The sequence below is a fragment of the Streptomyces sp. NPDC014995 genome (genome assembly GCF_043080745.1).
Lineage (GTDB): Bacteria > Actinomycetota > Actinomycetes > Streptomycetales > Streptomycetaceae > Streptomyces.
The window spans coordinates 199701-225040 of record NZ_JBIBVX010000006.1 but is presented as its reverse complement, the minus strand read 5'-3'; the positions used below and the strand labels follow the sequence as shown (position 1 = coordinate 225040).

The window sequence follows — 25340 nt, the reverse complement described above, 5'->3', positions numbered from 1 at the left end:
GGTGACGTGCGAGGTGACAGGCGTGGGGACGTGAGCCTCGTGGCCCTGTGGGGGCCGTCCCTCGCGGGGCCACGTACCATGGGGTGAGGCCGTGGCGTGTCAAGCCCGGCAGGGCCCGCGTAACACAGATGTACGCAGCAGGGCCGGTCCTCACACTCCGGGAGAACGCCGCTTTATGGCCACGCGCCACGACATTCGCAACGTAGCCATCGTCGCCCACGTCGACCACGGCAAGACGACCATCGTCGACGGCATGCTGAAGCAGGCCGGTGCCTTCGCCGCCCACCAGCTCGACTCCGTCGACGACCGCATGATGGACTCGAACGACCTGGAGCGTGAGAAGGGCATCACGATCCTCGCCAAGAACACCGCGGTGAAGTACCACCCGAAGGATGGCGGGGACCCGATCACCATCAACATCATCGACACCCCGGGCCACGCCGACTTCGGCGGCGAGGTCGAGCGCGGTCTGTCGATGGTCGACGGTGTCGTCCTGCTCGTCGACGCCTCCGAGGGCCCGCTGCCGCAGACCCGGTTCGTGCTGCGCAAGGCGCTCCAGGCCCGGCTGCCGATCATCCTGTGCATCAACAAGACCGACCGTCCGGACGCCCGCATCGACGAGGTCGTCAACGAGACGTACGACCTCTTCCTCGACCTGGACGCCGACGAGGAGCAGATCGAGTTCCCGATCGTCTACGCGTGCGGGCGGGACGGGATCGCCTCCCTGACCAAGCCCGAGGACGGGACCGTACCGACCGACTCCACCAGCCTGGAGCCGTTCTTCTCCACCATCCTCGAGCACATCCCCGCCCCGACCTACGACGAGGCCGCCCCGCTCCAGGCCCACGTCACCAACCTGGACGCCGACAACTTCCTCGGCCGTATCGCGCTGCTCCGCGTCCACCAGGGCGAGCTGAAGAAGGGCCAGACCGTGGCCTGGATGAAGCGCGACGGGTCGGTCGCCAACGTGCGCATCTCCGAGCTGATGATGACCGAGGCGCTCACCCGGGGGCCGGCCGAGAAGGCGGGCCCCGGTGACATCTGCGCCGTCGCCGGCATCCCCGACATCATGATCGGCGAGACGCTCGCGGACACCGAGAACCCGGTCCCGCTGCCGCTGATCACGGTCGACGAGCCCGCGATCTCCATGACCATCGGCACCAACACCTCGCCGCTGGTCGGCCGCGGCGGCACCGGCAAGGGCGCCGACGCGAAGGCCGCCGTCAAGGACCGCAAGGTCACCGCCCGCCAGGTCAAGGACCGCCTCGACCGCGAGCTGATCGGTAACGTCAGCCTCCGGGTCCTCGAGACCGACCGCCCCGACGCCTGGGAGGTCCAGGGCCGTGGCGAGCTGGCGCTGGCCATCCTCGTCGAGACCATGCGCCGCGAGGGCTACGAGCTGACCGTCGGCAAGCCGCAGGTCGTCACCAAGGACGTCGACGGCAAGGTCTACGAGCCGGTCGAGCGCATGACGATCGACGTGCCCGAGGAGCACATGGGCGCGGTCACGCAGTTGATGGGCGTCCGCAAGGGCCGGATGGACAACATGTCCAACCACGGCTCGGGCTGGGTCCGCATGGAGTTCGTGGTGCCGTCCCGCGGCCTGATCGGGTTCCGGACCGAGTTCCTCACCCAGACCCGCGGCACGGGCATCGCCCACTCCATCCACGAGGGCCACGAGCCCTGGTTCGGCACCCTGCAGACCCGGAACAACGGCTCGCTGGTCGCCGACCGCGCCGGTGCCGTCACCGCCTTCGCGATGACGAACCTTCAGGAGCGCGGCGTGCTCTTCGTGGAGCCGGGCACCGAGGTGTACGAGGGCATGATCGTCGGCGAGAACTCCCGCTCCGACGACATGGACGTCAACATCACCAAGGAGAAGAAGCTCACCAACATGCGGTCCTCGACGGCCGACGTGTCCGAGTCGATCGTGCCGCCGCGCAAGCTGTCGCTGGAGCAGTCGCTGGAGTTCTGCCGCGACGACGAGTGCGTGGAGGTCACCCCGGAGGCGGTTCGCATCCGCAAGGTGAACCTGGACGCCCGCGAGCGCGCCCGCGCCGCGAGCCGCGCCAAGCACGGCTGACGGAGCCTCAACCCCCGCTTGCCGCAACCCGGCTCCCCGCAAGGAGGGGGAGCCGGGTCTTTGGTGTGCCGTATGCCCGCTGACCTCGGCCTTCACGGTGTGATCCGGGGTACTGCCCGGATCAGGCCGACGTCGCTGTCCGTGGACTGTGAGGCAGTGTTCGGATACCGGAGAGGTAGCGATCGTGTTTCGGACGGGTAACCGAAAATATCTCCACACATGTCCGCTTCGTGAAGAGTCGGTCTCACCTGTCAAGCGCGCCAAGGTGTCGATCTTTGCAAATTTTGTTCAAAATATGGACGGTAGGGAGATCCCTATGTCGTTCACCCTTGACGCGCGTTGACCGACTTGGCGAAAGTTCCCACAAAACACAGAACCCGCCGGTATCTGTGCTGCGCTCAAACTCTCCACCCCCGGGGGAAGAACACACATGACCAGTCCAACCAAGGCCGAGGGCTCGGGGTCGTCGGTCGCCTTGGACCCCGAACTGGCTGCGACCGCCGAGGCCGACGAGCCCAAGAAGCTCGAGGGCCGCTCCCCCGGCCAGCTGATGTGGCAGCGCTTCAAGCGAGACCGTACTGGAGTCGTCTCCGCCTGCGTAGTGATTTTCTTCTTCGCGGTCGCCGCGCTCGCTCCGGTCATCTCGAAGCTGTACGGCAAGGACCCCTACACGCTCTACGCGCAGGAGCCCGACTACCCGTTCCTGCTCGACGACTTCGCCATGCCCACGGGCTCGTTCGGCGGCATGTCGGGTGACTTCTGGTTCGGGGTCGAGCCCAAGCTGGGGCGCGACGTGTTCACCATGCTGCTCTACGGCATGCGCACCTCGCTCTACATGGCGGTCATCGTCACGGGGCTCAGTGTCGTCACCGGTGTCATCATCGGTATGGTCAGCGGTTACTTCGGTGGCCGGGTCGACTACTGGCTGGGCCGGATCACCGACTTCTTCCTCGCCTTCCCGAGCCAGCTGTTCTTCATCGCGTTCATGCCCGTCGTCACCGCGCTGTTCGTCTCTCCGCGGGACGAGACGCCCACCTATCTGCGGGCCGTCGCCATCATCCTGGTGATGTGGGTCCTCGGCTGGATGGGTCTGGCCCGTCTGGTGCGCAGCTCGGTGCTGTCGCTGCGGGAACGGGAGTTCGTGGAGGCGGCGAAGGTGTCCGGGGCCTCTCCCTGGCGCATCGTGCGCAAGGAGATCCTCCCGAACATCGTCACGCCGATCCTGGTGCAGAGCACCTACATCCTGCCGAGCACGATCCTGACCATCGCCTTCCTCTCGTTCGTCGGTGTCGGCTTCGTCGAGCCCACCCCCGACTGGGGCCGTATGTTCGCCGTCGGTTCCGAGGTGTACGAGCAGGACCCCATGTTCATGGTCTTCCCCGGGGTGGCGCTGGTGCTCTTCGTGCTCTGCTTCAACCTTCTCGGAGACTCCGTCCGGGACGCATTCGACCCCAAGACCGGACGCTAACCGTCCATTGGTGGGTGGGGGGGCTGCCACCCCCGTTCCGGGTCTCCCGGACCGTCAGGCAGCACTCGTGGACAACTATCGACAGGTAGGTGCATCGGCATCATGAAGCCCATCAGAACGCGCACCGCGCGCGCCGTGGCCGTGGCCGTCGTGGCCGGCTCGCTGGCACTGACCGGCTGCTCCGGCAACAGCGGTAACAAGGCCAAGGACGAGTCCAAGTCGCAGGAGGACGCCGCCGCCCAGTCGAAGCCTGTCGCCTACGGTGACGTCAAGGCGTCCACGGGTCCGGCCGAAGAGGTGGCCGGGGCGAAGTCCGGCGGCATCGTCAACGTGTACATGCAGTCGGACCTGAGCCACATGGACCCGGGTCAGATCTACGTCAGCGACGCCGGCCAGTTCGCCAACCTGATCCACCGCGGTCTGACGAACTTCCAGGAGGACGAGAAGGGCAACCTGACGGTCGTCGGCGACATAGCGACCGACTCCGGCAAGTCCTCCGACGGCGGCAAGACCTGGACGTACACCCTCAAGGACGGCATCAAGGACGAGGACGGCAACGCCATCACCTCGGCCGACGTCCGCCACACCATCGAGCGGATGTACTCGAAGGTCATCTTCGACGGTCCGACCTACGTGCAGACCTGGCTCTCCGGCGCGAAGTACCGTGACGCGCTGCCGGACGGCCCGTACAAGGGCAAGCACCTCCCGGACACCGTCCTGGAGACCCCGGACGCCAAGACCGTCGTCTTCCACTTCGCGCAGGCCCAGCCGGACCTCCCGCAGGCCCTCGCCATGGCCGGCTACGCCATCGTGCCCGCGAAGCAGGACACGAAGGAGAAGTACGACAAGGCCCCGGCGGCCCTCGGCCCGTACAAGATCTCCGACTACAAGCCGGGCAAGTCGCTGACGCTGGTCAAGAACGACCAGTGGGACCCGAAGACGGACTCGGTCCGTCACCAGTACGTGAACGGCTACCAGTTCACCTCGACCATCGACCAGGCGAGCCAGACCAAGCGTCTGATCGCCGACCAGGGCGAGGCCAAGAACGCCATCCAGTTCACGGACTCGGTGGACCCGGCCCAGATGTCCACGGTCATCACCAACGCGGACACCAAGAAGCGCACCATCCAGGGCTACCAGCCCTACGTGTGGCAGCTGTCCTTCAACCTTGACCGGATCAAGGACAAGAAGGTCCGTGACGCGATCACCTACGCGATCCCGAACCAGTCCATGGTCCAGGCCGACGGCGGCCGGTACGGCGGTGAGGTCGCCGGCGGTCTGATGGCGCCGACCCTGCCGGGCTACGACCCCAAGTACGACCCGTTCGGCAAGCTCAAGAAGCCCAACGGTGACCTGGAGAAGGCCAAGGAGCTGATCAAGGAAGCGGGTGTCAAGCAGGGCACCAAGCTCACCTACGCCTACTCCAACACCCCGCGCGGTCAGGCCCAGATGGTCATCATCAAGGACGCGCTGGGCAAGCTCGGCTTCGATGTGCAGGCCAAGGAGATCGAGCGCGCCACGTTCTACGAGCAGGTCGGCAAGCTGAAGAACCCGTACGACCTCTACATGACCGGCTGGGGCCAGGACTGGCCGTCCCCGTCCACGGTCATCACCCCGGTCTACGACGGCAACCAGGTCGCCGACGGCTCGCCGAACTACTCGCACATCAACGACAAGCAGGTCAACGACCTCATCGCGAAGGCCGTGACGCAGCAGCCCGAGCAGGCCGCCAAGACCTGGGAAGAGGCTCACCGCCGCATCGTGGAGCAGATCAACCCGGCTGCTCCGGTCTACTACTCGAAGCAGATCCAGCTCTACGGTTCGAACATCGGCGGTGCCCGGTACAGCACGGAGTCGAGCTACATCGACATCAACGACCTGTTCCTGAAGCAGCCGTAACCCGTCAGCTCGGCTGATCCGCGGGGGTGTGCGCCAGGCGGAGCGCACCCCCGCGGACGGTATCCCCGTCAGACCGCCGCGTTTCGAAGAGAGCATCCACCGCCATGCTTCAGTTCCTCCTCCGCAGGCTGATCGGCGCCGTCGTCATCATGTTCCTGATCGGCGCCTTCACGTTCTTCCTGTTCTATACGATCCCCCAAGACTTCGCCGAGCTGGCCTGCGGCAAGAACTGCACGCCCGAGAACATCGCGGTCATCAGGGAGAACCTCGGTCTCGACAAGCCCATCACAGCGCAGTTCTGGGAGTTCATGACCGGCATCGTGACCGGGCGTGACTTCCCTCAGGGGCACTGCTCCGCACCGTGCCTGGGCGTCTCCTTCGACAGCGGCGAGTTCGTCTGGGACTCCATCGTCGACCGCTTCCCGCTGACCCTGTCGCTGACCGTCGGCGGCCTGGTGATCTTCCTTGTGCTCGGCCTCGGCTCCGGACTGCTGGCCGCCTGGAAGCGCGGAACGATGGTCGACAAGGTGGTCAGCGGTGCCTCGATGGTGCTCAGCTCTTTCCAGATCTACTTCCTCGGCCCGATCGTCCTCGGCATCCTCGTCTACAGCACCGGCTGGATGGACGACCCCAAGTACGTCCCCTTCACCGAGGACCTGCCCGGCTGGTTCCTGGGCCTGCTGATCCCCTGGGCCGTGATGGCCACGATCTTCACCGCCCAGTACACGCGTATGGCCCGCTCGACCATGATCGAGCAGCTCTCGGAGGAACACGTCCGCACCGCGCGCGCCAAGGGAATGAGGCAGCGGTACGTCTTCTTCCGCTACGCCTGGCGCGGTTCGCTCATCCCGATCGTCACCATCATCGGTATGGACCTCAGCGCGCTCCTGTCGGGTGCGGTCGTCACGGAGTACACCTTCGACCTGCCCGGACTGGGCCGTCTCGCGGTCGAGTCCTCGGTGAACAAGGACCTTCCGCTGACGATGGGCGTCATGCTGTTCGGGGCGTTCTTCATCCTCGTCCTGAACATCCTCGTGGACCTCGCCTACGCCTTCATCGACCCGCGCGTGCGCCTCAGCTAGGAGAAATACCGTGACCACACTGACCAAGGCTGAAGGTGAGAAGGCCCCGACCGGGCCCGAGGCCTTCCTCTCGGTCCGCGACCTGCGGGTGCGGTTCTCCACCGAGGACGGCATCGTGAAGGCGGTCGACGGACTCTCCTTCGACGTCGAACGCGGCAAGACCCTCGGCATCGTGGGCGAGTCGGGTTCCGGCAAGTCCGTCACCAACCTGACCGTCCTCGGCCTGCACAACCCCAAGACCACCACCGTCGACGGGGAGATCGTCCTCGACGGCCAGGAACTGGTCACCGCGACCGAGAAGGAGATGGAGAAGCTCCGCGGCAACAAGGTCGCGATGATCTTCCAGGACCCGCTGACGGCCCTCTCGCCGTACTACACGGTGGGCCGCCAGATCGCCGAGCCCTTCATGAAGCACACCGGCGCCTCCAGGAAGGAGGCGAAGGACCGGGCGATCGAGATGCTGACCAAGGTCGGCATCCCGCAGCCGAAGACGCGCGTGGACGACTACCCGCACCAGTTCTCCGGCGGTATGCGCCAGCGCGCCATGATCGCCATGGCCCTGGTCTGCGACCCCGACCTGCTGATCGCGGACGAGCCGACCACCGCGCTCGACGTGACCGTCCAGGCCCAGATCCTCGACCTGCTCAAGGACCTCCAGCAGGAGTTCGGCTCGGCGATCATCTTCATCACCCACGACCTCGGCGTCATCTCCGACATGGCCGACGACCTGCTGGTGATGTACTCGGGCCGGGCCGTGGAGCGCGGCAGCGTCCGTGAAGTGCTCCGCACCCCCCAACACCCGTACACCTGGGGACTGCTGAGCTCGATGCCGCGGCTCGGCGGCGACACCGCGCAGGCGCTGATGCCCATCCCCGGCTCTCCGCCCAGCCTGTTGAACCCGCCCTCGGGCTGCCCCTTCCACCCGCGGTGCGCCTTCACCGGCGAGGTGGCCGGCAACCGGTGCAGCGGGGAGCGGCCCGCACTCGGCGCTGGTCGCGCCTCCGCGTGCCACCTGACGGCGGAACAGAAGCAGACCATCTTCATCGACAAGATCCAACCTCGGCTGCGCTAGGGAGATCCGAGACATGAGCGACAACCTCACCCTCCCCGCACAGCAGGGCTCCCCCGGTACCTCGGCCGAGAAGCTGCTCACGGTCGAGGGCCTGACCAAACACTTTCCCATCTACGGCGGCTTTCCGATCAAACGGAAGGTCGGTGCCGTGCAGGCGGTGGACGGCATCGACCTGACCGTCGGGGTCGGCGAGAGCGTCGGCCTGGTCGGTGAGTCCGGCTGCGGCAAGTCGACCACGGGCCGGCTCATCACCCGGCTCCTCGAGCCGACCGGCGGGAAGATCGTCTACAGGGACCAGGACATCACCCACGCCTCGCGCAGGCAGCTGGCCCCCGTCCGGTCCGAGATCCAGATGATCTTCCAGGACCCGTACTCCTCGCTGAACCCGCGGCAAACCGTCGGCACGATCGTCAGGTCGCCGATGGAGGTCAACGGGATCAACCCGGAGGGTGGCAGGGAGAAGAAGGTCCGTGAGCTCCTGGAGCTCGTCGGCCTCAACCCCGAGCACTACAACCGCTTCCCGCACGAGTTCTCCGGCGGCCAGCGCCAGCGCATCGGTGTGGCCCGCGCCCTCGCGCTCAACCCGAAGCTGATCGTCGCCGACGAACCGGTCTCCGCGCTGGACGTGTCGATCCAGGCCCAGGTGGTGAACCTCCTCCAGAAGGTCCAGGAGGAGCTCGGCATCGCCTTCCTGTTCATCGCCCACGACCTGGCGGTGGTCCGGCACTTCTCGCAGCGCGTGGCGGTGATGTACCTCGGCAAGGTGGTCGAGGTGGGCGACCGGGAGTCGATCTACAACCGGCCCCGCCACCCCTACACCCATGCCCTGCTCTCGGCGGTTCCCGAGGTCGCGGTCGATGACGAGGCGGAGAACAGGGAGCGGATCCGGCTCGCCGGTGACGTGCCCTCGCCGATTCACCCGCCGTCCGGCTGCCGGTTCCGTACGCGCTGCTGGAAGGCGCAGGACAAGTGCGCCTCCGAGGAGCCGCCTCTGATCCAGCTCTCCGGCAACCGTGAGGGTCACCTGACGGCTTGCCACTTCCCGGAGGAGCCCACCACCGAGGCGCGCGACGAGGACGTGGTGATGGACCCGGCGCTGAAGGCGCTGGAGGAGAACGCCGGCGCGGCCGCCGAGGTCAAGAAGGGCTGACGCGCGCCGCTGCTCCCGGGGCCGATCCGTTGTACGTACGACGGGTCGGCTCCGGTGTTTCGTCGTCCCGGGGCCTCGGGGACCCTCAGACGTCTCGGGTGCGGGTCAGCGGACCACACGGCCCTGCGACAGGACGCGCCGCGGATGGCGCGGGCCGGCGCCGGCGATCCCGAGGAAAGGCACCAAGGCCCGGCGCACGGCGCCGACCGCGGTCCCGGCGGCCGGTCCGCCAGGTGCTCGATTTGGGTGGCAACGTCCCTGGCGGCGCAGCGCCCGTGCGGGCGAGCACCGCCGAGCCGCCGTCGGTCGCCGCGGCCGGTCCGCATCCACCTGCGCGCGAGTGGCACCCCGAGTGGACGGGGAGTCAGACGCCCTGACGAACGTGCACTCCGGTACCGGAGCCGACTTCCTCCGCGGTGGCCTCCGGGTGGTGGCACGCGGTGAGGTGACCCGTGCCGTCGCCCTCGATCCCGACCAGCGGTGGTGTCTCCGTCGCGCACCGCTCCGTCGCCTTCCAGCAGCGCGTGCGCAAGCGGCAGCCGGACGGCGGGGCGACGGGGGAGGGGACGTCGCCGGTGAGGAGGATGCGGTCACGGTGCGGCGCGTCCTGCGCGGTGACCTCGGGGACCGCCGACGGATACCGGTTCGTCCGCCACGATCGGCTTGGGCGAGAGCGTCAACGCCCGCGCCAGAGACGCACCTTCAGGTTCCGCACTACGCCAGCCGGATCCGTGGATCGATGAGCGCGTACACCGCGTCGACCACGATGTTCGCCGCCGAAGTCGTTCAGCAGGCCCGACTGGTTCTGGCCGTAGGTGGTGTACGGGTCCTTGCCGTACAGCTTCGCGATCAGCGGGGCCGCGATGCCGACCATGAAGAAGAACAGCACCACCCAGGCCGAGACGACCCCCGTGCGGTCGCGGCGGAAGCGTAGCCAGGCGATCCGCCGGGGGGAACGGCCTGTAACCCCCGGTGACGGGGCGGTGGGCGTCGGGGGTGCGGCACCCGGGTCCACCGCCATCTGCAACGAGGCGGCGGCTGACGACATGGGGGAGGTCATGGTGCTCCTGGCCTGGCCTGGCCTGGCCTGGCATGGACGGGGCTAGGGGGCGGCGTGGGGCGACCGGTGACGGCACGACGGATCGACGTGCCGTCAGCAGGAGCGAACCCACCTGCCGCCGGCGTGCCGACGGCACGGCCGGAACTCCGCGCCGTCGAAACGTGGCATCCCTGTGCCGTCGGCACGGGGGAGCCCATGACGGTGACGACTCCGTGCCGTCGGCATGACGTCAACCGATGTGCCAAGCGCGACTTTTCAACCCCGCCCGGCCGCCGTCAATGCACCGTTTGCGGCTTTGATCTGCTCTTTTGCCGTTTGACCGTGGTGCGGTGGGCTGCATGGTCCAGCTTTGAACTGCCATGACCGAAGCGGGATACGGAAGGCGCGTCCGCCATCCGGTCCGGTCTGCGGGCGTGGGCCTGCCGGAATGCGTACATCAGGATGGCGTCCGCCCCCGGACGGGTGGGCTGAATGTGCGTCATGTGCGTGATGGGGTGATATTGACCGGTGAAGGGACAGCACCCCCGGCGTCGGCACACTCACGAGGAGGCACTCCATGCGTGGAGTCACGCAGGTCACACGGGTCGCATGCGCGGCGGCGGTGACGCTCGCGGCGACGGCCTGCGGAGGTGGCGTCGGCGCTGACACCGGCGCCGTGCTCAGCTCCTCCTGGGGAGACCCGCAGAACCCGCTGGAACCCGCCAACACCAACGAGGTGCAGGGCGGCAAGGTCCTCGACATGATCTTCCGGAGCCTGAAGCGGTACAACCCGCGGACCGGCCGGGCCGAGGACATGCTCGCCGAGAGGATCGAGACCTCGGACTCGCGCAACTTCACGATCACCGTCAAGGACGGCTGGACGTTCAGCAACGGCGAGAAAGTGACGGCGAAGTCCTTCGTCGACGCCTGGAACTACGGCGCGAGCCTGAAGAACAACCAGAAGAACGCCTACTTCTTCGAGTACATCGAGGGCTACACCAGGACCCACCCGGACGACGGCGGCAAGCAGAGTGCCGAGACCCTCTCCGGACTGCGGGTCGTCGACGAGCGGACCTTCACGGTCCGGCTCAGGCAGAAGTTCTCGACCTTCCCCGACACCCTCGGCTATCCCGCCTTCGCCCCGCTGCCCCGGGCCTTCTTCACCGACCACGCCGGCTGGCTGAGGAAACCCGTCGGCAACGGCCCGTACAGAATCGAGTCCTACACCAAGGGCTCCCAGATGGAGCTGAGGACGTGGGAGGACTACCCCGGCCCGGACAAGGCGGCGAACGGCGGGGTGACCCTGAAGGTCTACACCGACAACAACACCGCCTACACCGACCTGATGGCCGGCAACCTCGACCTCGTCGACGACGTGCCCGCCACCCAGCTCAAAAACGTCGCGAACGACCTGGGCGACCGCTACCTCAACACCCCGGCCGGCATCATCCAGACGCTCGCCTTCCCCCACTACGACAAGAGATGGAACAGGGCCGGCTCAGAGAAGGTCCGCACCGGCCTGTCCCGCGCGATCAACCGCGAGCAGATCACCCGGACGATCTTCCACAACACCCGCACCCCCGCCACCGACTGGGCCTCCCCGGTGCTCGGCACGGAGGGCGGCTACAAGAAGGGCCTGTGCGGCGACGCCTGCGTCTACGACCCCGCCGAGGCCAGGAGGCTCATCGAGGAGGGCGGCGGCCTGCCCGGCGGCCAGGTCAAGATCACGTACAACGCGGACACCGGCTCCCACAAACAGTGGGTGGACGCGGTCTGCAACTCCATCAACAACGCCCTCGGCAAGGACAAGGCCTGCGTCGGCAACCCCGTCGGCACCTTCGCCGACTTCCGCGGCCAGATCACCGACCGGAAGATGACGGGCCCCTTCCGCGCCGGCTGGCAGATGGACTACCCCCTCATCCAGAACTTCGTCCAGCCGCTCTACTACACGAACGCCTCGTCCAACGACGGCAAGTGGTCCAGCAAGGAGTTCGACAGGCTGGTCGACGAGGCCAACGCCGAGAGCGACACCGCCGCGGCCGTCGAGAAGTTCCAGCAGGCCGAGAGGGTCGTCCGGGACCAGATGGCCGCCATCCCGCTCTGGTACCAGAACGGCAGCGCCGGCTACTCCGAGCGGCTGTCCGACGTGCGGCTCAACCCGTTCTCCGTCCCGGTCTACAACGAGATCAAGGTCAGCTGACCCGCCATGGGGCGGTATGTGATCCGGCGCCTGCTCCAGATGATCCCGGTGTTCGTCGGCGCCACGCTGCTGATCTTCCTGATGGTGAACGTGATGGGCGACCCCGTCGCGGGGCTGTGCGGCGACCGGCAGTGCGACGCGGCCACCGCCGGCCGGCTGAGGAAGGAGTTCGGCCTCGACAAGCCGGTCTGGCAGCAATACCTGACCTACATGGGGAACGTCTTCACCGGCGACTTCGGTACGGCGTTCAACGGCCAGCCGGTCACCGAGCTGATGGCGACGGCGTTCCCGGTCACCATCCGGCTGACGATCGTGGCGATCCTCTTCGAGATCGTCGTCGGCATCACCCTGGGGGTCGTCACGGGGCTGCGCCGGGGCCGGCCCGTCGACACCGGCGTCCTGCTGGTCACCCTCGTCGTGATCTCCGTCCCCACCTTCGTCACCGGCCTGCTGCTCCAGCTGCTGCTCGGCGTCGAGTGGGCGTGGATCAAACCGTCGGTGTCCCCCGAGGCGGGCTTCGACGAGCTGATCGTCCCGGGCCTGGTGCTGGCCTCGGTCTCCCTGGCCTACGTCACCCGTCTGACCCGCACCTCGATCGCGGAGAACAAACGGTCCGACTACGTCCGCACCGCCATCGCCAAGGGCCTGCCCCGGCGCCGGGTCGTCACCCGGCACCTGCTGCGCAACTCCCTCATCCCCGTGGTCACCTTCATCGGCACCGACATCGGCGCCCTGATGGGCGGCGCGATCGTCACCGAGCGCATCTTCAACATCCACGGCGTCGGCTTCCAGCTCTACCAGGGCATCCTCCGCCAGAACACCCAGACCGTCGTCGGCTTCGTGACGGTCCTCGTCCTGGTCTTCCTGGTGGCGAACCTGCTCGTCGACCTCCTGTACGCCGTACTCGACCCGAGGATCCGCTATGCCTGAGCAGCCGTACGAGCCCGAGAGGGCCATCGCCGGGACCGGCACGGGCGGCGCGATGGACCTGGCGGCGACCGAGGGGGCGACGCTGGAGCGGCGGTGGTCGGGCGGGGAGGCCGTCTTCGCCGGAGGGGCCCCGGGCGGACCGGACGGCACGGGCCCCGTCGGGCCGGACCCGTCGGCCGCCGCCGTCGGACGGGCGCGCTCCCTGTGGTCCGACGCCTGGCGGGACCTGCGCCGCAACCCGGTCTTCATCGTCTCGTCGCTGGTCATCCTCTTCCTGGTCTTCATCTCCCTGTGGCCCTCGGCGATCGCCTCCGGCTCCCCCCTCACGTGCGACCTCGCCAGGGCCCAGGAGGGCTCCCGGCCCGGCCACCCCTTCGGCTACGACGGCCAGGGCTGCGACGTCTACACCCGCACCGTGTACGGCGCCCGTACGTCCGTCACGGTCGGCGTCCTCGCCACGCTCGGCGTCGCCCTCCTCGGCAGCGTCCTCGGCGGCCTCGCCGGGTTCTTCGGCGGGGCGGGGGACGCGATCCTGTCCCGGATCACCGACGTCTTCTTCGCGATCCCGGTCGTCCTCGGCGGTCTGGTCCTCCTCTCGGTCATGACCAGCAACACGGTCTGGCCGGTCATCGGGTTCATGGTGCTGCTCGGCTGGCCCCAGATCTCCCGCATCGCCCGCGGCTCGGTCATCACCGTCCAGCAGAACGACTACGTCCAGGCCGCCCGCGCCCTGGGCGCCTCCCCCTCCCGCCTGCTGCTGCGGCACATCGCGCCCAACGCCGTGGCCCCGGTGATCGTGGTGGCGACCATCGCGCTCGGCACGTACATCGCGCTGGAGGCGACCCTGTCCTACCTCGGCGTCGGCCTGAAGCCGCCGACCGTCTCCTGGGGCATCGACATCTCCGCCGCCTCGCCCTACATCCGCAACGCCCCCCACGCGCTGCTGTGGCCCGCCGGCGCGCTGGCGGTCACCGTGCTCGCGTTCATCATGCTCGGCGACGCGGTGCGCGACGCCCTCGACCCGAAACTGAGGTGACGGCCGGATGCTGCTCGAAGTACGCGACCTGCACGTCGAGTTCCGCACCCGCGACGGCATCGCCAGGGCCGTCAACGGCGTCACCTACGGCGTCGACGCGGGCGAGACCCTCGCCGTGCTCGGCGAGTCCGGCTCCGGCAAGTCCGTCACCGCCCAGGCGATCATGGGCATCCTCGACATGCCGCCGGGGCGGATCACCGCCGGCGAGATCCTCTTCCGGGGCCGGGACCTGCTGAGGCTGAAGGAGGAGGAGCGCCGCAAGGTCCGGGGCGCAGAGATGGCGATGGTCTTCCAGGACGCCCTGTCCTCCCTGAATCCCGTCCTCTCCGTGGGCGACCAGCTCGGCGAGATGTTCGTGGTGCACCGCGGCCTGTCGAGGAAGGACGCGCGGGCCCGGGCCGTCGAGCTGATGGACCGGGTGCGCATCCCGGCCGCGCGGGAGCGGGTCGGGGACTACCCGCACCAGTTCTCCGGCGGTATGCGCCAGCGCATCATGATCGCGATGGCGATGGCCCTCGAACCGGCGCTCATCATCGCCGACGAGCCGACCACCGCCCTGGACGTCACCGTCCAGGCCCAGGTCATGGATCTGCTCGCGGAGTTGCGGCGCGAGTACCGCATGGGCCTGATCCTCATCACCCACGACCTCGGCGTGGTCGCCGACGTCGCCGACCGCATCGCCGTGATGTACGCGGGCCGGATCGTCGAGTCGGCCCCGGTCCACGACATCTACAAGGCACCCGCCCACCCGTACACGCGTGGCCTGCTCGACTCCATCCCGCGCCTGGACCGGAAGGGCCGGGAGCTCTACGCCATCAGGGGCCTGCCGCCCAACCTGATGCACATCCCGCCGGGCTGCCCCTTCCACCCGCGCTGCCCGATGGCCCGGGACGTGTGCCGCACGGACGTGCCGCCCCTGTACGAGGTGGACGAGGACCGGGGCAGCGCCTGCCACTTCTGGAGGGAGTGCCTGCATGGCCACGACAGCTGAGCCGATCCTGGAGGTCAGCGGCCTCGTCAAGCACTACCCGCTCACCCGGGGCGTCCTGTTCAAGAAGCAGATCGGCGCGGTGAAGGCCGTCGACGGCGTCGACTTCACGCTCCGCCGGGGCGAGACCCTGGGCATCGTGGGCGAGTCGGGCTGCGGCAAGTCCACGGTCGCGAAGATGCTGGTCCACCTGGAGAGGCCGACGGCGGGCCGGATCCGCTACCGGGGCGAGGACATCACCAGGCTGTCGGGGAGGGCCCTCAAGGCCGTCCGACGCAACATCCAGATGGTCTTCCAGGACCCGTACACCTCCCTCAACCCCCGGATGACGGTCGGCGACATCGTCGGGGAGCCCTACGAGATCCACCCGGAGGTTGCCCCGAAGGGCGACCGGCGCAGGAAGGTCCAGGACCTGCTGGACGTCGTCGGCCTCAACCCCGAGCACATCAACCGCTACCCGCACCAGTTCTCCGGCGGCCAGCGCCAGCGCATCGGCATCGCCCGGGGGCTGGCGCTGCGCCCCGAGGTGATCGTCGCCGACGAGCCGGTGTCCGCGCTGGACGTATCAATCCAGGCCCAGGTCATGAACCTGCTCGACCGGTTGCAGAGCGAGTTCGAGCTGTCGTACCTCTTCATCGCGCACGACCTGTCGATCGTGCGGCACGTCTCCGACCGGGTCGGGGTGATGTACCTCGGACGGATCGTGGAGACCGGCAGCGACACCGAGATCTACGACCACCCCACGCACCCCTACACCCAGGCGCTGCTGTCCGCGGTGCCCGTGCCGGACCCGCAGGCGCGGGAGCGCCGGGAGCGGATCATCCTCTCGGGCGACGTGCCCTCCCCGACGAACGTCCCCTCCGGGTGCCGCTTCCGCACCCGCTGCTGGAAGGCCCGGGAGCGCTGCGCCCTCGAGGTCCCGGCGCTCGCGGTCCCCGCGGAGCTGGGCCACCTGGGCGGTCCCGTCGCCCACGACTCGGCGTGCCACTTCGCCGAGCCCGTATCCATGGGGCGCTCGGCCGACGCGGGCGCATAGCAGCACATTTGTGCAGCAACCGCGTTAACACGGAGGCAACTTGGCCGACCCGATTCCGATATACGGACGCGTCAGGCTGAACAGCGTACGGCCGTGCGGGTGCCGTAAACGGACCGGGGTGCGCCATGTCACCCCGGTCCGTTGCCGTGCTCAGCCGGTGGTCCCGCCGGTGATCCCCAGGGACCGCTTCAGGAAGTCCACCTGAAGCAGCAACAGGTTCTCCGCGACCCGCTCCTGCGGGGTCATGTGCGTGACCCCGGACAGCGGCAGCACCTCGTGCGGGCGGCCGGCGGCCAGCAGGGCGGAGGACAGCCGCAGGGCGTGCGCCACGACCACGTTGTCGTCGGCCAGACCGTGCACGATCATCAGCGGACGGTGCGGCTCGGCGGGGGAGGAGAGCCCCTCGTCGGTGACGAGCGAGTTCCTCGCGTACGTCTCCGCGGCCGTCGTCGGGTCGCCTAGGTACCGCTCCGTGTAGTGGGTGTCGTACAGCCGCCAGTCCGTCACCGGGGCGCCCGCGATGCCCGCGTGGAAGACGTCCGGGCGGCGCAGCACCGCCAGGGCGGCGAGATAGCCGCCGAAGGACCAGCCGCGGATCGCCACCCGGGACAGATCCAGGGGGTGGTTCCTCGCCACATCCTGGAGCGCCTCGATCTGGTCGTCGAGGGCGACCGTGAAGTCCTGGTGGACCGCCTTCTCCCAGCCGGGCGAGCGGCCCGGTGTGCCCCGGCCGTCGGCGACGACCACCGCGAAGCCCTGGTCGGCGAACCACTGCGAGGTCAGATGCGCGTTGTGCGCGGCGAGCACCCGCGGCCCGTGCGGTCCGCCGTAGGGGTCGAGGAGCACCGGCAGCGAGGTGTCACCGGGGTAGTCCGTAGGCATAAGCACGGCGCACGGGATACGGCGTGCGCCCCCCTGGGTGAGCTTCACGCGGGGGGACAGACCGGGATCTTCCGCATACGAACGGACGCTCGCGGTCGGCTTCCCGTCCCGCAGTACCCGCACCTGGCTCCCCGGCCGGTCCAGCGCCGCCGACACCAGCACGGTCACGCCCCCGGAACGCACCGCCGAGTGCACCCCGGGCTCCTGGGAAAGGCGCTCGACGCCGAGCTCGTTGACGCGGTAGACATGCACCTCGCCGGTTTCCGGCTGCTCCGCGCCCTCCCCGGCCGACGCCGAGACCAGCACGTCGTCGGCCGTCACGTCCAGCACCGCCCGCACGTGCAACTGCGCTCCCGTCAGCGGCCGTTCGCCGACCGCCAGGACCCGCGCGCCACCCTCGTCGGCGATCCGGACGAGGTGTCCCGCGGGGCTCCAGCAGGGCACCCCAGGGAAAAGATCAAGCCAAATCCGATCTTCGTCGGCGTGCACCATCCGGGTCGCCCCGGAGTCGGTGTCCACCGCCAGGAACAGCTGACTGCGCTGGTCGCGCGCTTGGACCAGCAGCAGTGGCGCACCCGCCGCTGACCAGTGCACTCGCGCCAGATACGGGTAGCGCGCCCGGTCCCAGACGACCTCCGTGCGCACCCCGTCCAGGCCGATCACGAACAGCCGGACCTCCGCGTTGGCCGTCCCGGCCGCCGGATATGGCACGTGTTGTGGGTCACGTTTCGGCTGGGCCGGATCCGAGATCCACCACCGCTCCACCGGCGTGTCGTCCACGCGTGCCACGAGCAGCCGGTCGGACTCCGGAGCCCACCAGAACCCCCGCGAACGCCCCATCTCCTCGGCCGCGATGAACTCGGCCAATCCATAGGAAACCGACGCCGATTCCGGCTCGGCGAGCGCCAGATCGCCCTCGCCCTCGGCACCCACGACCCGCAGTGCGCCCCGCGCGACGTACGCGACGAGCCGCCCGTCCGGCGAGGGCCGGGGGTCGATCACCGGCCCGGGGACGCGGATTTCGCGTGCCGTGCCGGCCCGCAGCTCCGCCGTGAAAAGCCGCCCTGACAAGGCGAAAGAGGCCAACTCGACGGCCTCGTCGGTGGCGTATCCGACGATCCCCGCCCCGCCCTCGCGACTGCGTTCACGGCGCGCCCGCTCCTCGGGTGAGAGGTCCTCCGAGGCGCCGCTCAGGAGGGCGCGCGGGTCGGCGGCCACGCGCTCCTGGCCGTCCGCCGGATCGAGCACCCACAGCATGCCCGCCCGGTCCGTGCCGGAGTGCGAGCGCAGGAACACGACACGGGAGCCGTCGGGGGCCACCGTGAACGAACGCGGCGCGCCGAGCGTGAACCGCTGGGTGCGGGCGTGCCGCCGGGGGAAGGAGTCGGACTCGGTCGTCATGCCATGACCATATTGGCCATGCGCCCCCTTGTGCGGCTGTGCGCCACTCGATGCGCACGTACTCATAGTTATGATCACTAGCGCTGTGTGGGTATGAACCTGCTGGCAGTTGTATGGATTTACAAGTTCCCTCGCTCTGTTTCCCCTCACGTACCCGGGTTCTTGGAGGTGAGCCGCCGTGGCACTCTCGATTTCGGCGGTGGTGCTGCTGGCGATCATCGTCTTCTTGCTGATCAAGAAGTCAGGACTGAAGGGCGGTCACGCAGTCGTCTGCATCCTGCTCGGTTTCTACCTCGCCTCCTCGACGGTCGCGCCGACGATCAGCGACCTGACGACGAGCGTGGCGAGCATGATCGGCAGCATCAAGTTCTGAGCGTGCCGACGAGTGGGCTCCGGTGGGCGGTCGACCGGAGCTCGCCGCTGTCCGCCATGTTCCGCACCTGCCCGGCATCCTGATCCATAAGCCCGACGGAGCCGGGACAGGCGCGGGGCGGCAACGGGGCGCGTGAACGGACGCGACGCCGACCCTCGGCTGCGACAGCCGGCGAAGGCCGCCCGTCCCGCCGACGCTTCCGGTCGGCCCGCGCCGCCGACCCCCAGGAGATGGCGGAGGCGCAGGAGGCGCGCGGACGCGATCCGGAGACCGAAGGGCCGGCGGCCCCCTCGCCTGGACCGAGCGCATCGCACTCGCCATCGCCCACGTACTCGACGGCGAGGGGAGCGAGCCGACCGGGTGGGCGGCCGGAGGCGGGCGGGTTGTGCCTCGTAGGGTTGGCCCCATGACGGAACTGCCCGCCCGGCGGCTGCTGCTGGTGCACGCGCACCCGGACGACGAGTCGATCAACAACGGCGCGACCATGGCCCGGTACGCGGCCGAGGGCGCCCACGTGGCCCTGGTCACCTGCACCCTCGGCGAACGCGGCGAGGTCATCCCGCCGGAGCTGCGGCACCTCACCGGCGCCGCCCTGGGCGAGTACCGCCTGCGCGAGCTGACCGCCGCCATGGCCGAACTGGGCGTCGGCGACTTCCGGCTGCTCGGCGGCGCCGGCCGCTTCACCGACTCCGGGATGATGGGCCTCTCCGACAACGACGACCCCGCCTGCTTCTGGCAGGCCGACGTCGACACCGCCGCCGCCCCGCTCGCCGAGGTGATCCTCGACCTGCGCCCCCAGGTCCTCGTCACCTACGACGACAACGGCGGCTACGGCCACCCCGACCACATCCAGGCCCACCGCGTCGCCACGCGGGCCGTGGAACTGGCCGCCGACGCCGGCTGGAGCGTCCCCAAGGTCTACTGGAACCGCGTCCCGCGCTCCGTCGCCGAGGCCGCCTTCGCCCGGCTCCGGGAGGAGCTGCCCGGCCTGCCCTTCACCGGGAGCGCCACCGTCGACGACGTCCCCGGCGTCGTCGACGACGAGCGGATCACCACCGCGATCGACGGCACCGCGTACGCCGCCGCCAAGGCCGCCGCGATGGGCGCGCACGCCACGCAGATCGAGGTCGCCCCCGACGGGCGGTCCTTCGTGCTCTCCAACGAGCTCGCGCAGCCCCTCTTCACCACCGAGTACTACGAGCTGGTACGCGGGGAGTCTGACCAGGACCAGGAGACCGACCTGTTCGCCGGTGTCGAGGGGGTGGCCTGATGTCCGACCGAGGGCCGATGCTCGCCCAGCCCCTCCCGCGCCCCTCCGCCGCACGGATCGCCGCCCACCTCGGGCTCCTGCTGCTCGGCGCGGTCACCGGCCTCGCCGGGGCGCTCCTCCAGGCCGGCTGGTTCCCGGGCGGGCTGCTGCTCGCGCTCGCGGGCGCCGCCGGCCTGTTCCTCGGCGGGGCGCGCGCCCTGGACGGCCGGGGCGGGGCCGTCGCGCCCGCCGCCGGCTGGATGATCGCCGTCGTCCTGCTCATCGCCGGCCGCCCCGAGGGCGACTTCCTGTTCGGCGCGGGAAGCAGCTCCTACCTCTTCCTCCTCGGAGGCATGGCCCTGGCTGTGATCTGCGCCACGCTTGGCCCCGGGCGGCAACCTGTCGGCGGCGACGTCCGACTTGGCAAGTGACGTACTACTTCGCCATGGCGTGGCCGTGCGAGTCCGGTGCGGGTTTCGTCGGCGGTCGCGGGATACGCGCCAGAAGTGGCCAGTATGGTGGTGCGCGCCGCCGAGCTGCCCGTGAGGTTGTGGCGGGCGGCGGAGCCAACCTGGAGAACCTGCCTTGAGTCGTGAAACTGACAGTCCGTCCTCCGGGCCCAACGGGCGCGGCGGAGCCGCATACCCCTCGGGCACGCCGCCGTACGGCACCCCGATGGTGTCCGACGGCGGTCCGGACGCGGGCCGTTCGGCCGCGCAGCCGGAGGAACGCAAGACCGAGACCACGCTGACGACCCGGATCCGGATCAACATCCCCGGGTCGCGGCCCATTCCGCCGGTCGTCGTGCGCAAGCCCGTCGCGGACGTGGACGGCGCGGGCGACGGCGGCGGCGACAAGCAGACCGGAGGCTCCGCCCCGGGCGCGGGCGCCGCGGCCGCCGGCGGCGGGAGTTCCGCGCCCACCGCGCCGTCCGCACGCCCCGCCGACGCGCCCGCCGGACAGGCTCCGATGGGTGACGAGAAGGCGAGCGACTGGTTCGCGCCGCGCAAGTCCTCGCCCGGCAAGGGCGATCAGGGCGACAGAGCCGCCAACGGGGCCGGGACGGCGGGTGGTTCGACCGGTGCCGTCGGCGGCACCGGCGGTGCCCGTCCGGCCGGATCCGGTGCCGGTGCGCCCGGTGGCGCGCGTCCGGGTGCCGGGCGGCCCGGCGGTGTCGTCGGCTCCATGAGCGCGCCGGGCGCCACCCGCCCCGGCGGGACGAACGGTGCCGGGCTGACCGGCGCCACCGGTGGTCCCGTGGCTCCCGGGCACGGCGGCGGCACCGGCTCCTTCGACGTGACCGAGGCGCTCGCCGCAGGCCCGCTGGGCGGCGGTGCGCGCCCCGGGCAGGGGGACGCCGCCGAGCCGCGCCAGGACGGCCTGCCGTACTTCTCGGACACCGGCGGCGGCCAGAACGGCTTCGCCGGGACCAACGGCCAGGGCGGCGCCCCCGGCGGTCCCGGTGGCCTCGGCGGCCCCAACAACTTCAACGGGCCGGACGGCCCCGGCGGCCGCCGGCCCGGGAACGGCCCGCAGGGCCCCGCCGGCCCCACCAGCGGGCCGGTCACCGGCGACGGCCCGATGGTGCCGCCGATGAACGGCGCGGCGCCCGGCGCTCCCGCCGGTCCCGGCGGGCCGGGTGCCCAGCGCGGTCCTGGCGTCCCGGGCGGTCCCGGTGCCCAGGGCGCCCCCGGCACCGGTCGTCACCCCGGCGGCGGTCTCAGCGACGACACCGCGATCCTCACCCCGCAGAAGCCGGCCCCCGAGCCCGGCGCGGGCGGCGGCTACGGCCGTCACGACAACGTCTCCGGACACACCGTCACCAGCGGCATCCCGGTCGTGCCGCCGCCCGGTCAGGGCGCGGGCCCGGGCGGGCCGTTCGCGCCCGGCGCGCATCCTGACGGGCCGCAGCCGCACACCCCGCCGCAGGCGTCCGGGCCGGTCGCGCAGAACGCGCCCGCGGCCGGCTCGAAGAAGAAAAAGAAGAAGGGCCGCAGCAAGCTGGCCCTGCTCTGCGGCGTGGTCGTCGTCGGCGCGGCCGGCGCCTACGGTGCCGGGCTGCTGATGAACCACTCCGACGTGCCCAAGGGCACCACCGTGCTCGGCGTCGACATCGGCGGCGGCACCCGCGACGACGCCGTCAAGAAGCTCGACGAGGCCTTCGACGACCGGGTGAACCAGACGCTGAAGCTGTCCGTGGACGGCGACACCGTCACCCTCAAGCCGGACCAGGCGGGCCTGCAGTTCGACATGCAGTCCACGGTCGACCAGGCGGCCAGGAGCGACTACAACCCCGTCTCGGTGATCGGCTCGCTGTTCGGGGAGCACCGCCAGGTCGAGCCGGTCATGCCGGTCGACGAGGAGAAGCTCCAGGCCGCCCTGGAGACCGCCGCGGGCGGCTCCGGCTCGGCCACCGACGGCACGATCAAGTTCGAGCCGGGCAAGGCCGTCGCCGTCTACGGCAAGGCGGGCAAGGGCATCGACGCGACGAAGGCCGAGACGGCCGTCGTAGCCGCCTACCGCACACAGGTGGAGAGCGGCACCGCCACCCCGGTGAAGGTCCCCACGACCACCAAGCAGCCGACGGTCTCCAACGCCGAGGTCGACCGGATGATGAAGGAGTTCGCCGAACCGGCGATGTCCGGCACCGTCACGGTCCAGACCGACGCGGCGCACACCGTCCGCTTCAGCCCGCAGAACTCCCTGTGGAAGTTCCTCCAGGTCAAGGCCATCGACGGCAAGCTCGTCGACACCTACGACGAGGCCGCCCTGAAGGAGCTGTACGGCGGCACCTTCGACGGCGTCCAGATCACCCGCGCCACCGGCCAGAAGACGGACGTCACCGTCCAGGACGTGATCGGCGCCCTGCGCCTGGCCCTGAAGAGCAAGACCGACCGGGTCGCGGTCATCGAGACCGACCCGAGCTGACGTACGGCAGCGGTGAAGAGGGCACCTCCGGGTGCCCTCTTCGCCGTTTCCCATGACGTGCGTGTTTAGCGGGGCGGCTGTCGTACGGCACCGCGGACGGCCGACACCGCCGCCCGCCCGGCCCCCACCGGAAAGGACCGGCGGCAGGGAGTGGCCGTCAGTTGAGCATGGCCCGAGCGGCCCGAGCCTCCCTCAGCACCCGCTCGGCGAGCCCCGGATCCACCACCTCCACCAGCCCGGCGTACTCCTCCATCTCCGCCGCACCGTCGAGGAACTCGCCCCGCTGTACCAGGAGTTGGCCCTTCTCGTACCGCAACCGAGCCGGGTGGGAGGGCAGCAGCAACGACAACTCGACCGCCCCCAGGCCGACTTCCGACCGCTCCGGCCGAGCCGCCGCCCACGCCCGGATGTTGTTCAGGATCCGCAGCACCACGTCCAGGGGCTCCGCCGGCACCAGCATGGACGGCTCCAGCGCGGCCCCCGTCGCCCCCGCCACCAGCAGCTCCGCATCCCGCCCCGTCAGAACCCGTCCCCCGTCGAAGGGATCGACCAGCACCTGCTCCTCCCGCGGACCGAACCCGACCACGAAGTGCCCCGGCAGCGCCACCCCGTACACCGGCGCCCCCGCCCGCCGGGCGACCTCGATCCACACCACCGACAGCAGGATCGGCAGCCCGCGCCGACGCCGGAGCACCTGGTGCAGCAGGGACGACTCCAGCCGCTGGTAGTCCGCGGCGGAGCCCCTGAACCCGTACCGCTCACCCAGCAGCTCCCGCAGCGCCAGCGCCCACGACCGCGGCCCGCCGGGCCGGAACGGCACCTGCCCCGCCAGTTCGTCCAGCTCGACCTGCGCGGCGTCCAGACCGGCCTCGTCGAGCGTCCGGTCGCCCTCCGCGCCCACCAGCAGGCACAGCACGGACAGATCGGGCCGCTCGGCCCGCGCCTCCTCGGCGAACCGCCGCCGCACCTCGGCCGGCTCGATCCCGCTCATGGCGCGCCGGCCTCCGGTTCCCGGTAGTGGTGGTACGCGTGATGCGCCCCGAAGCCCATCCCGCCGTACAGGGCCCTCGCCCCCGCGTTGTCCTCCTCGACCTGCAACCACGCGGCCGACGCGCCCTCCTCCAGCGCGCGCCGCGCCAACGCGGCCATCACGACCGTCGCCAGCCCCCGCCTGCGCTGCTCCGGATCGACCTCGACGGCCGCGAACCCGGCCCACCGCCCGTCCACGACACACCGCCCGATGGCGGCCGGCGCGGCTCCCCCCTCGCCCGGCACGGACGCGAACCACACCGACGGCCCGCTCCCCAGCACCTTCAGGGCCACCTCGGTCACCCCCTTGCGCTGATAGCGCGCCAGCCACGCCTCGTCGGCCTCCCGGGCGAGCACCACCCCCTCAGCCTCCACCCGGTCGGCGACCGGCGCCAGCGCCCCGATCCACAGTTCGGCGGTCACCTCCCGCACCCACCCGCGCCGCTCCAGCTCGGCGCAGAGCAGCTCCTGGGTGCCCTCGGCGCCGGTCGCGGTCTGCACGTAGGCGGGCAGGCCCCGCTCGCCGTACCAGCGCCGTACGACGTCCAGCGCCTCGTCGAGCGGCAGGCCGGGGTCGCCGAGGGGGAGCACGGAGTTCGCCCGGCGGGTGAAGCCCGCCCGTCGTCCGGCCGCCGCACCCGACGGACGCGCGTCGCTCGGCACCTGCTGGACCGCGGCCCGCAGCTCCCACTCGCCCAGCCGCTCGCTCTCCAGCGGGCGCCAGGCCCGCGCGGAGACACGGGCGAGTTCCTCGTAGGAGGCGGCCGGTCCCCGGCGCCGTGCCGGAGCCGCCGGGACGACCTTCCCGGCGACCAACGAGGCCTCGTCAATCCGGACGACCTCCCCGTTTTTCCGTGTGATGACCAGCACACCGGCGTCCCATGATGTGAGAACACCCACCGTGTCGGTGAATTTCCCCTCCGTGTCCCCAGGCGCGTTCAAGCAGCGCACGGAGACGCGTTTGCCCACGTCAGCAGTGGTGATATGGACCTTGAGGCGTCCGGCGGCCGAGATTTCCACAGGTCAGTTCACCCCTCCTGTTCGGATCATGCCCAAGAACGGAGATACTAGGGGCGGGCATCGACGACGCCGCGCTCCCGCGCGCCAGGCGGCGGAGCCTGTGGGAGGCCCGCCAGCGCCCTATCGAGGAGGAACGACAGCGTGACCTACGTCATCGCGCAGCCTTGTGTCGACGTCAAGGACAAGGCGTGCATCGAGGAGTGCCCGGTCGACTGCATCTACGAGGGCTCCCGGTCCTTGTACATCCACCCGGACGAATGCGTCGACTGTGGTGCCTGTGAGCCGGTCTGCCCGGTCGAGGCGATCTTCTACGAGGACGACACTCCCGAGGAGTGGAAGGACTACTACAAGGCGAACGTCGAGTTCTTCGACGAGCTCGGCTCGCCCGGCGGCGCCAGCAAGCTGGGGCTGATCGAGCGCGACCACCCCTTCATCGCCGCGCTGCCGCCGCAGAACCAGTAAGCGGCCAGCATCG

The 25340-nt window shown here is 70.0% G+C and carries 20 protein-coding genes and 1 pseudogene; 16 read left to right on the top strand and 5 right to left on the bottom strand.

Going from position 1 to position 25340, the window contains the following annotated elements:
• Nucleotides 1–175: 175 nt before the first annotated feature.
• The 6 genes from typA (at nucleotide 176) to ACF1A1_RS14630 (ending at nucleotide 8754) form a co-directional block, all read left to right on the top strand.
• Nucleotides 176–2083 (top strand): translational GTPase TypA, encoded by a 1908-nt coding sequence (gene typA / locus ACF1A1_RS14655; RefSeq protein ID WP_391999905.1) that lies wholly within the window; start codon nucleotides 176–178, stop codon nucleotides 2081–2083.
• Nucleotides 2084–2513: 430 nt separating this feature from the next.
• On the top strand, nucleotides 2514–3551 hold the full coding sequence (locus tag ACF1A1_RS14650; RefSeq protein WP_391999903.1) for an ABC transporter permease: 1038 nt from the start codon (nucleotides 2514–2516) through the stop codon (nucleotides 3549–3551).
• 102 nt (nucleotides 3552–3653) lie between these two features.
• Nucleotides 3654–5450 (top strand): ABC transporter substrate-binding protein, encoded by a 1797-nt coding sequence (locus ACF1A1_RS14645; RefSeq protein WP_391999902.1) that lies wholly within the window; start codon nucleotides 3654–3656, stop codon nucleotides 5448–5450.
• Nucleotides 5451–5554: 104 nt separating this feature from the next.
• Nucleotides 5555–6532: an ABC transporter permease gene (locus ACF1A1_RS14640; RefSeq protein ID WP_391999900.1), complete on the top strand. Its 978-nt coding sequence runs from the start codon at nucleotides 5555–5557 to the stop codon at nucleotides 6530–6532.
• 10 nt (nucleotides 6533–6542) lie between these two features.
• Nucleotides 6543–7604, top strand: coding sequence for an ABC transporter ATP-binding protein (locus ACF1A1_RS14635; protein ID WP_391999898.1), 1062 nt, complete (start codon nucleotides 6543–6545; stop codon nucleotides 7602–7604).
• A 13-nt stretch (nucleotides 7605–7617) separates the two neighbouring features.
• Nucleotides 7618–8754: an ABC transporter ATP-binding protein gene (locus ACF1A1_RS14630; protein ID WP_391999896.1), complete on the top strand. Its 1137-nt coding sequence runs from the start codon at nucleotides 7618–7620 to the stop codon at nucleotides 8752–8754.
• A 364-nt stretch (nucleotides 8755–9118) separates the two neighbouring features.
• Here the strand turns inward: ACF1A1_RS14630 and ACF1A1_RS14625 are convergent.
• Nucleotides 9119–9388: pseudogene (locus ACF1A1_RS14625) on the bottom strand (oligopeptide/dipeptide ABC transporter ATP-binding protein); the annotation flags it as partial.
• A gap of 42 nt (nucleotides 9389–9430) precedes the next feature.
• A complete protein-coding gene (locus tag ACF1A1_RS14620) occupies nucleotides 9431–9814 on the bottom strand; it encodes a hypothetical protein (RefSeq protein ID WP_391999894.1) in 384 nt (127 codons plus the stop codon).
• A gap of 556 nt (nucleotides 9815–10370) precedes the next feature.
• On the opposite strand from ACF1A1_RS14620, the gene ACF1A1_RS14615 reads away from it, so the two are divergent.
• Genes ACF1A1_RS14615 through ACF1A1_RS14595 form a run of 5 tightly spaced genes read left to right on the top strand, consistent with a single transcriptional unit; the run spans nucleotide 10371 to nucleotide 15983 of the window.
• Nucleotides 10371–11993: an ABC transporter substrate-binding protein gene (locus ACF1A1_RS14615; protein ID WP_391999893.1), complete on the top strand. Its 1623-nt coding sequence runs from the start codon at nucleotides 10371–10373 to the stop codon at nucleotides 11991–11993.
• Nucleotides 11994–11999: 6 nt separating this feature from the next.
• Nucleotides 12000–12923: an ABC transporter permease gene (locus tag ACF1A1_RS14610; RefSeq protein ID WP_391999892.1), complete on the top strand. Its 924-nt coding sequence runs from the start codon at nucleotides 12000–12002 to the stop codon at nucleotides 12921–12923.
• Nucleotides 12916–13959 (top strand): ABC transporter permease, encoded by a 1044-nt coding sequence (locus ACF1A1_RS14605; protein ID WP_391999891.1) that lies wholly within the window; start codon nucleotides 12916–12918, stop codon nucleotides 13957–13959. The genes ACF1A1_RS14610 and ACF1A1_RS14605 overlap by 8 nt, the downstream gene beginning before the upstream one ends.
• 7 nt (nucleotides 13960–13966) lie before the next feature.
• Nucleotides 13967–14950, top strand: coding sequence for an ABC transporter ATP-binding protein (locus ACF1A1_RS14600; protein WP_391999889.1), 984 nt, complete (start codon nucleotides 13967–13969; stop codon nucleotides 14948–14950).
• Nucleotides 14934–15983 (top strand): ABC transporter ATP-binding protein, encoded by a 1050-nt coding sequence (locus ACF1A1_RS14595; RefSeq protein WP_391999888.1) that lies wholly within the window; start codon nucleotides 14934–14936, stop codon nucleotides 15981–15983. Before ACF1A1_RS14600 ends, ACF1A1_RS14595 begins: the two co-directional genes overlap by 17 nt.
• A 150-nt stretch (nucleotides 15984–16133) precedes the next feature.
• Here the strand turns inward: ACF1A1_RS14595 and ACF1A1_RS14590 are convergent, their stop codons facing one another.
• Nucleotides 16134–18266 carry a prolyl oligopeptidase family serine peptidase gene (locus tag ACF1A1_RS14590; protein ID WP_391999887.1) on the bottom strand — a complete coding sequence of 711 codons (2133 nt, stop codon included), beginning with the start codon at nucleotides 18264–18266 and terminating at the stop codon, nucleotides 16134–16136.
• A 178-nt stretch (nucleotides 18267–18444) separates the two neighbouring features.
• Here ACF1A1_RS14590 and ACF1A1_RS14585 point away from each other — a divergent pair, with 178 nt between their 5' ends.
• The 4 genes from ACF1A1_RS14585 (at nucleotide 18445) to ACF1A1_RS14570 (ending at nucleotide 22816) form a co-directional block, all read left to right on the top strand.
• Nucleotides 18445–18639, top strand: a complete 195-nt coding sequence (locus ACF1A1_RS14585; RefSeq protein WP_189934182.1) for a hypothetical protein — start codon at nucleotides 18445–18447, stop codon at nucleotides 18637–18639.
• A gap of 406 nt (nucleotides 18640–19045) precedes the next feature.
• Complete coding sequence (mshB, locus tag ACF1A1_RS14580; RefSeq protein WP_391999885.1) at nucleotides 19046–19909, top strand: N-acetyl-1-D-myo-inositol-2-amino-2-deoxy-alpha-D-glucopyranoside deacetylase; 864 nt, start codon at nucleotides 19046–19048, stop codon at nucleotides 19907–19909.
• Nucleotides 19909–20319, top strand: a complete 411-nt coding sequence (locus tag ACF1A1_RS14575; RefSeq protein ID WP_391999884.1) for a DUF6113 family protein — start codon at nucleotides 19909–19911, stop codon at nucleotides 20317–20319. The genes mshB and ACF1A1_RS14575 overlap by 1 nt, the downstream gene beginning before the upstream one ends.
• 154 nt (nucleotides 20320–20473) lie before the next feature.
• Nucleotides 20474–22816: a hypothetical protein gene (locus ACF1A1_RS14570; RefSeq protein ID WP_391999883.1), complete on the top strand. Its 2343-nt coding sequence runs from the start codon at nucleotides 20474–20476 to the stop codon at nucleotides 22814–22816.
• Between the two features lie 157 nt (nucleotides 22817–22973).
• Here ACF1A1_RS14570 and ACF1A1_RS14565 read toward each other — a convergent pair whose 3' ends face one another.
• Nucleotides 22974–23807: a transglutaminase-like domain-containing protein gene (locus ACF1A1_RS14565; RefSeq protein ID WP_391999882.1), complete on the bottom strand. Its 834-nt coding sequence runs from the start codon at nucleotides 23805–23807 to the stop codon at nucleotides 22974–22976.
• Nucleotides 23804–24865, bottom strand: coding sequence for a GNAT family N-acetyltransferase (locus ACF1A1_RS14560; RefSeq protein WP_391999881.1), 1062 nt, complete (start codon nucleotides 24863–24865; stop codon nucleotides 23804–23806). Before ACF1A1_RS14560 ends, ACF1A1_RS14565 begins: the two co-directional genes overlap by 4 nt.
• A 141-nt stretch (nucleotides 24866–25006) precedes the next feature.
• Here ACF1A1_RS14560 and fdxA point away from each other — a divergent pair, with 141 nt between their 5' ends.
• On the top strand, nucleotides 25007–25327 hold the full coding sequence (fdxA, locus tag ACF1A1_RS14555; protein WP_018089397.1) for a ferredoxin: 321 nt from the start codon (nucleotides 25007–25009) through the stop codon (nucleotides 25325–25327).
• The last annotated feature ends 13 nt before the right edge of the window (nucleotides 25328–25340 follow it).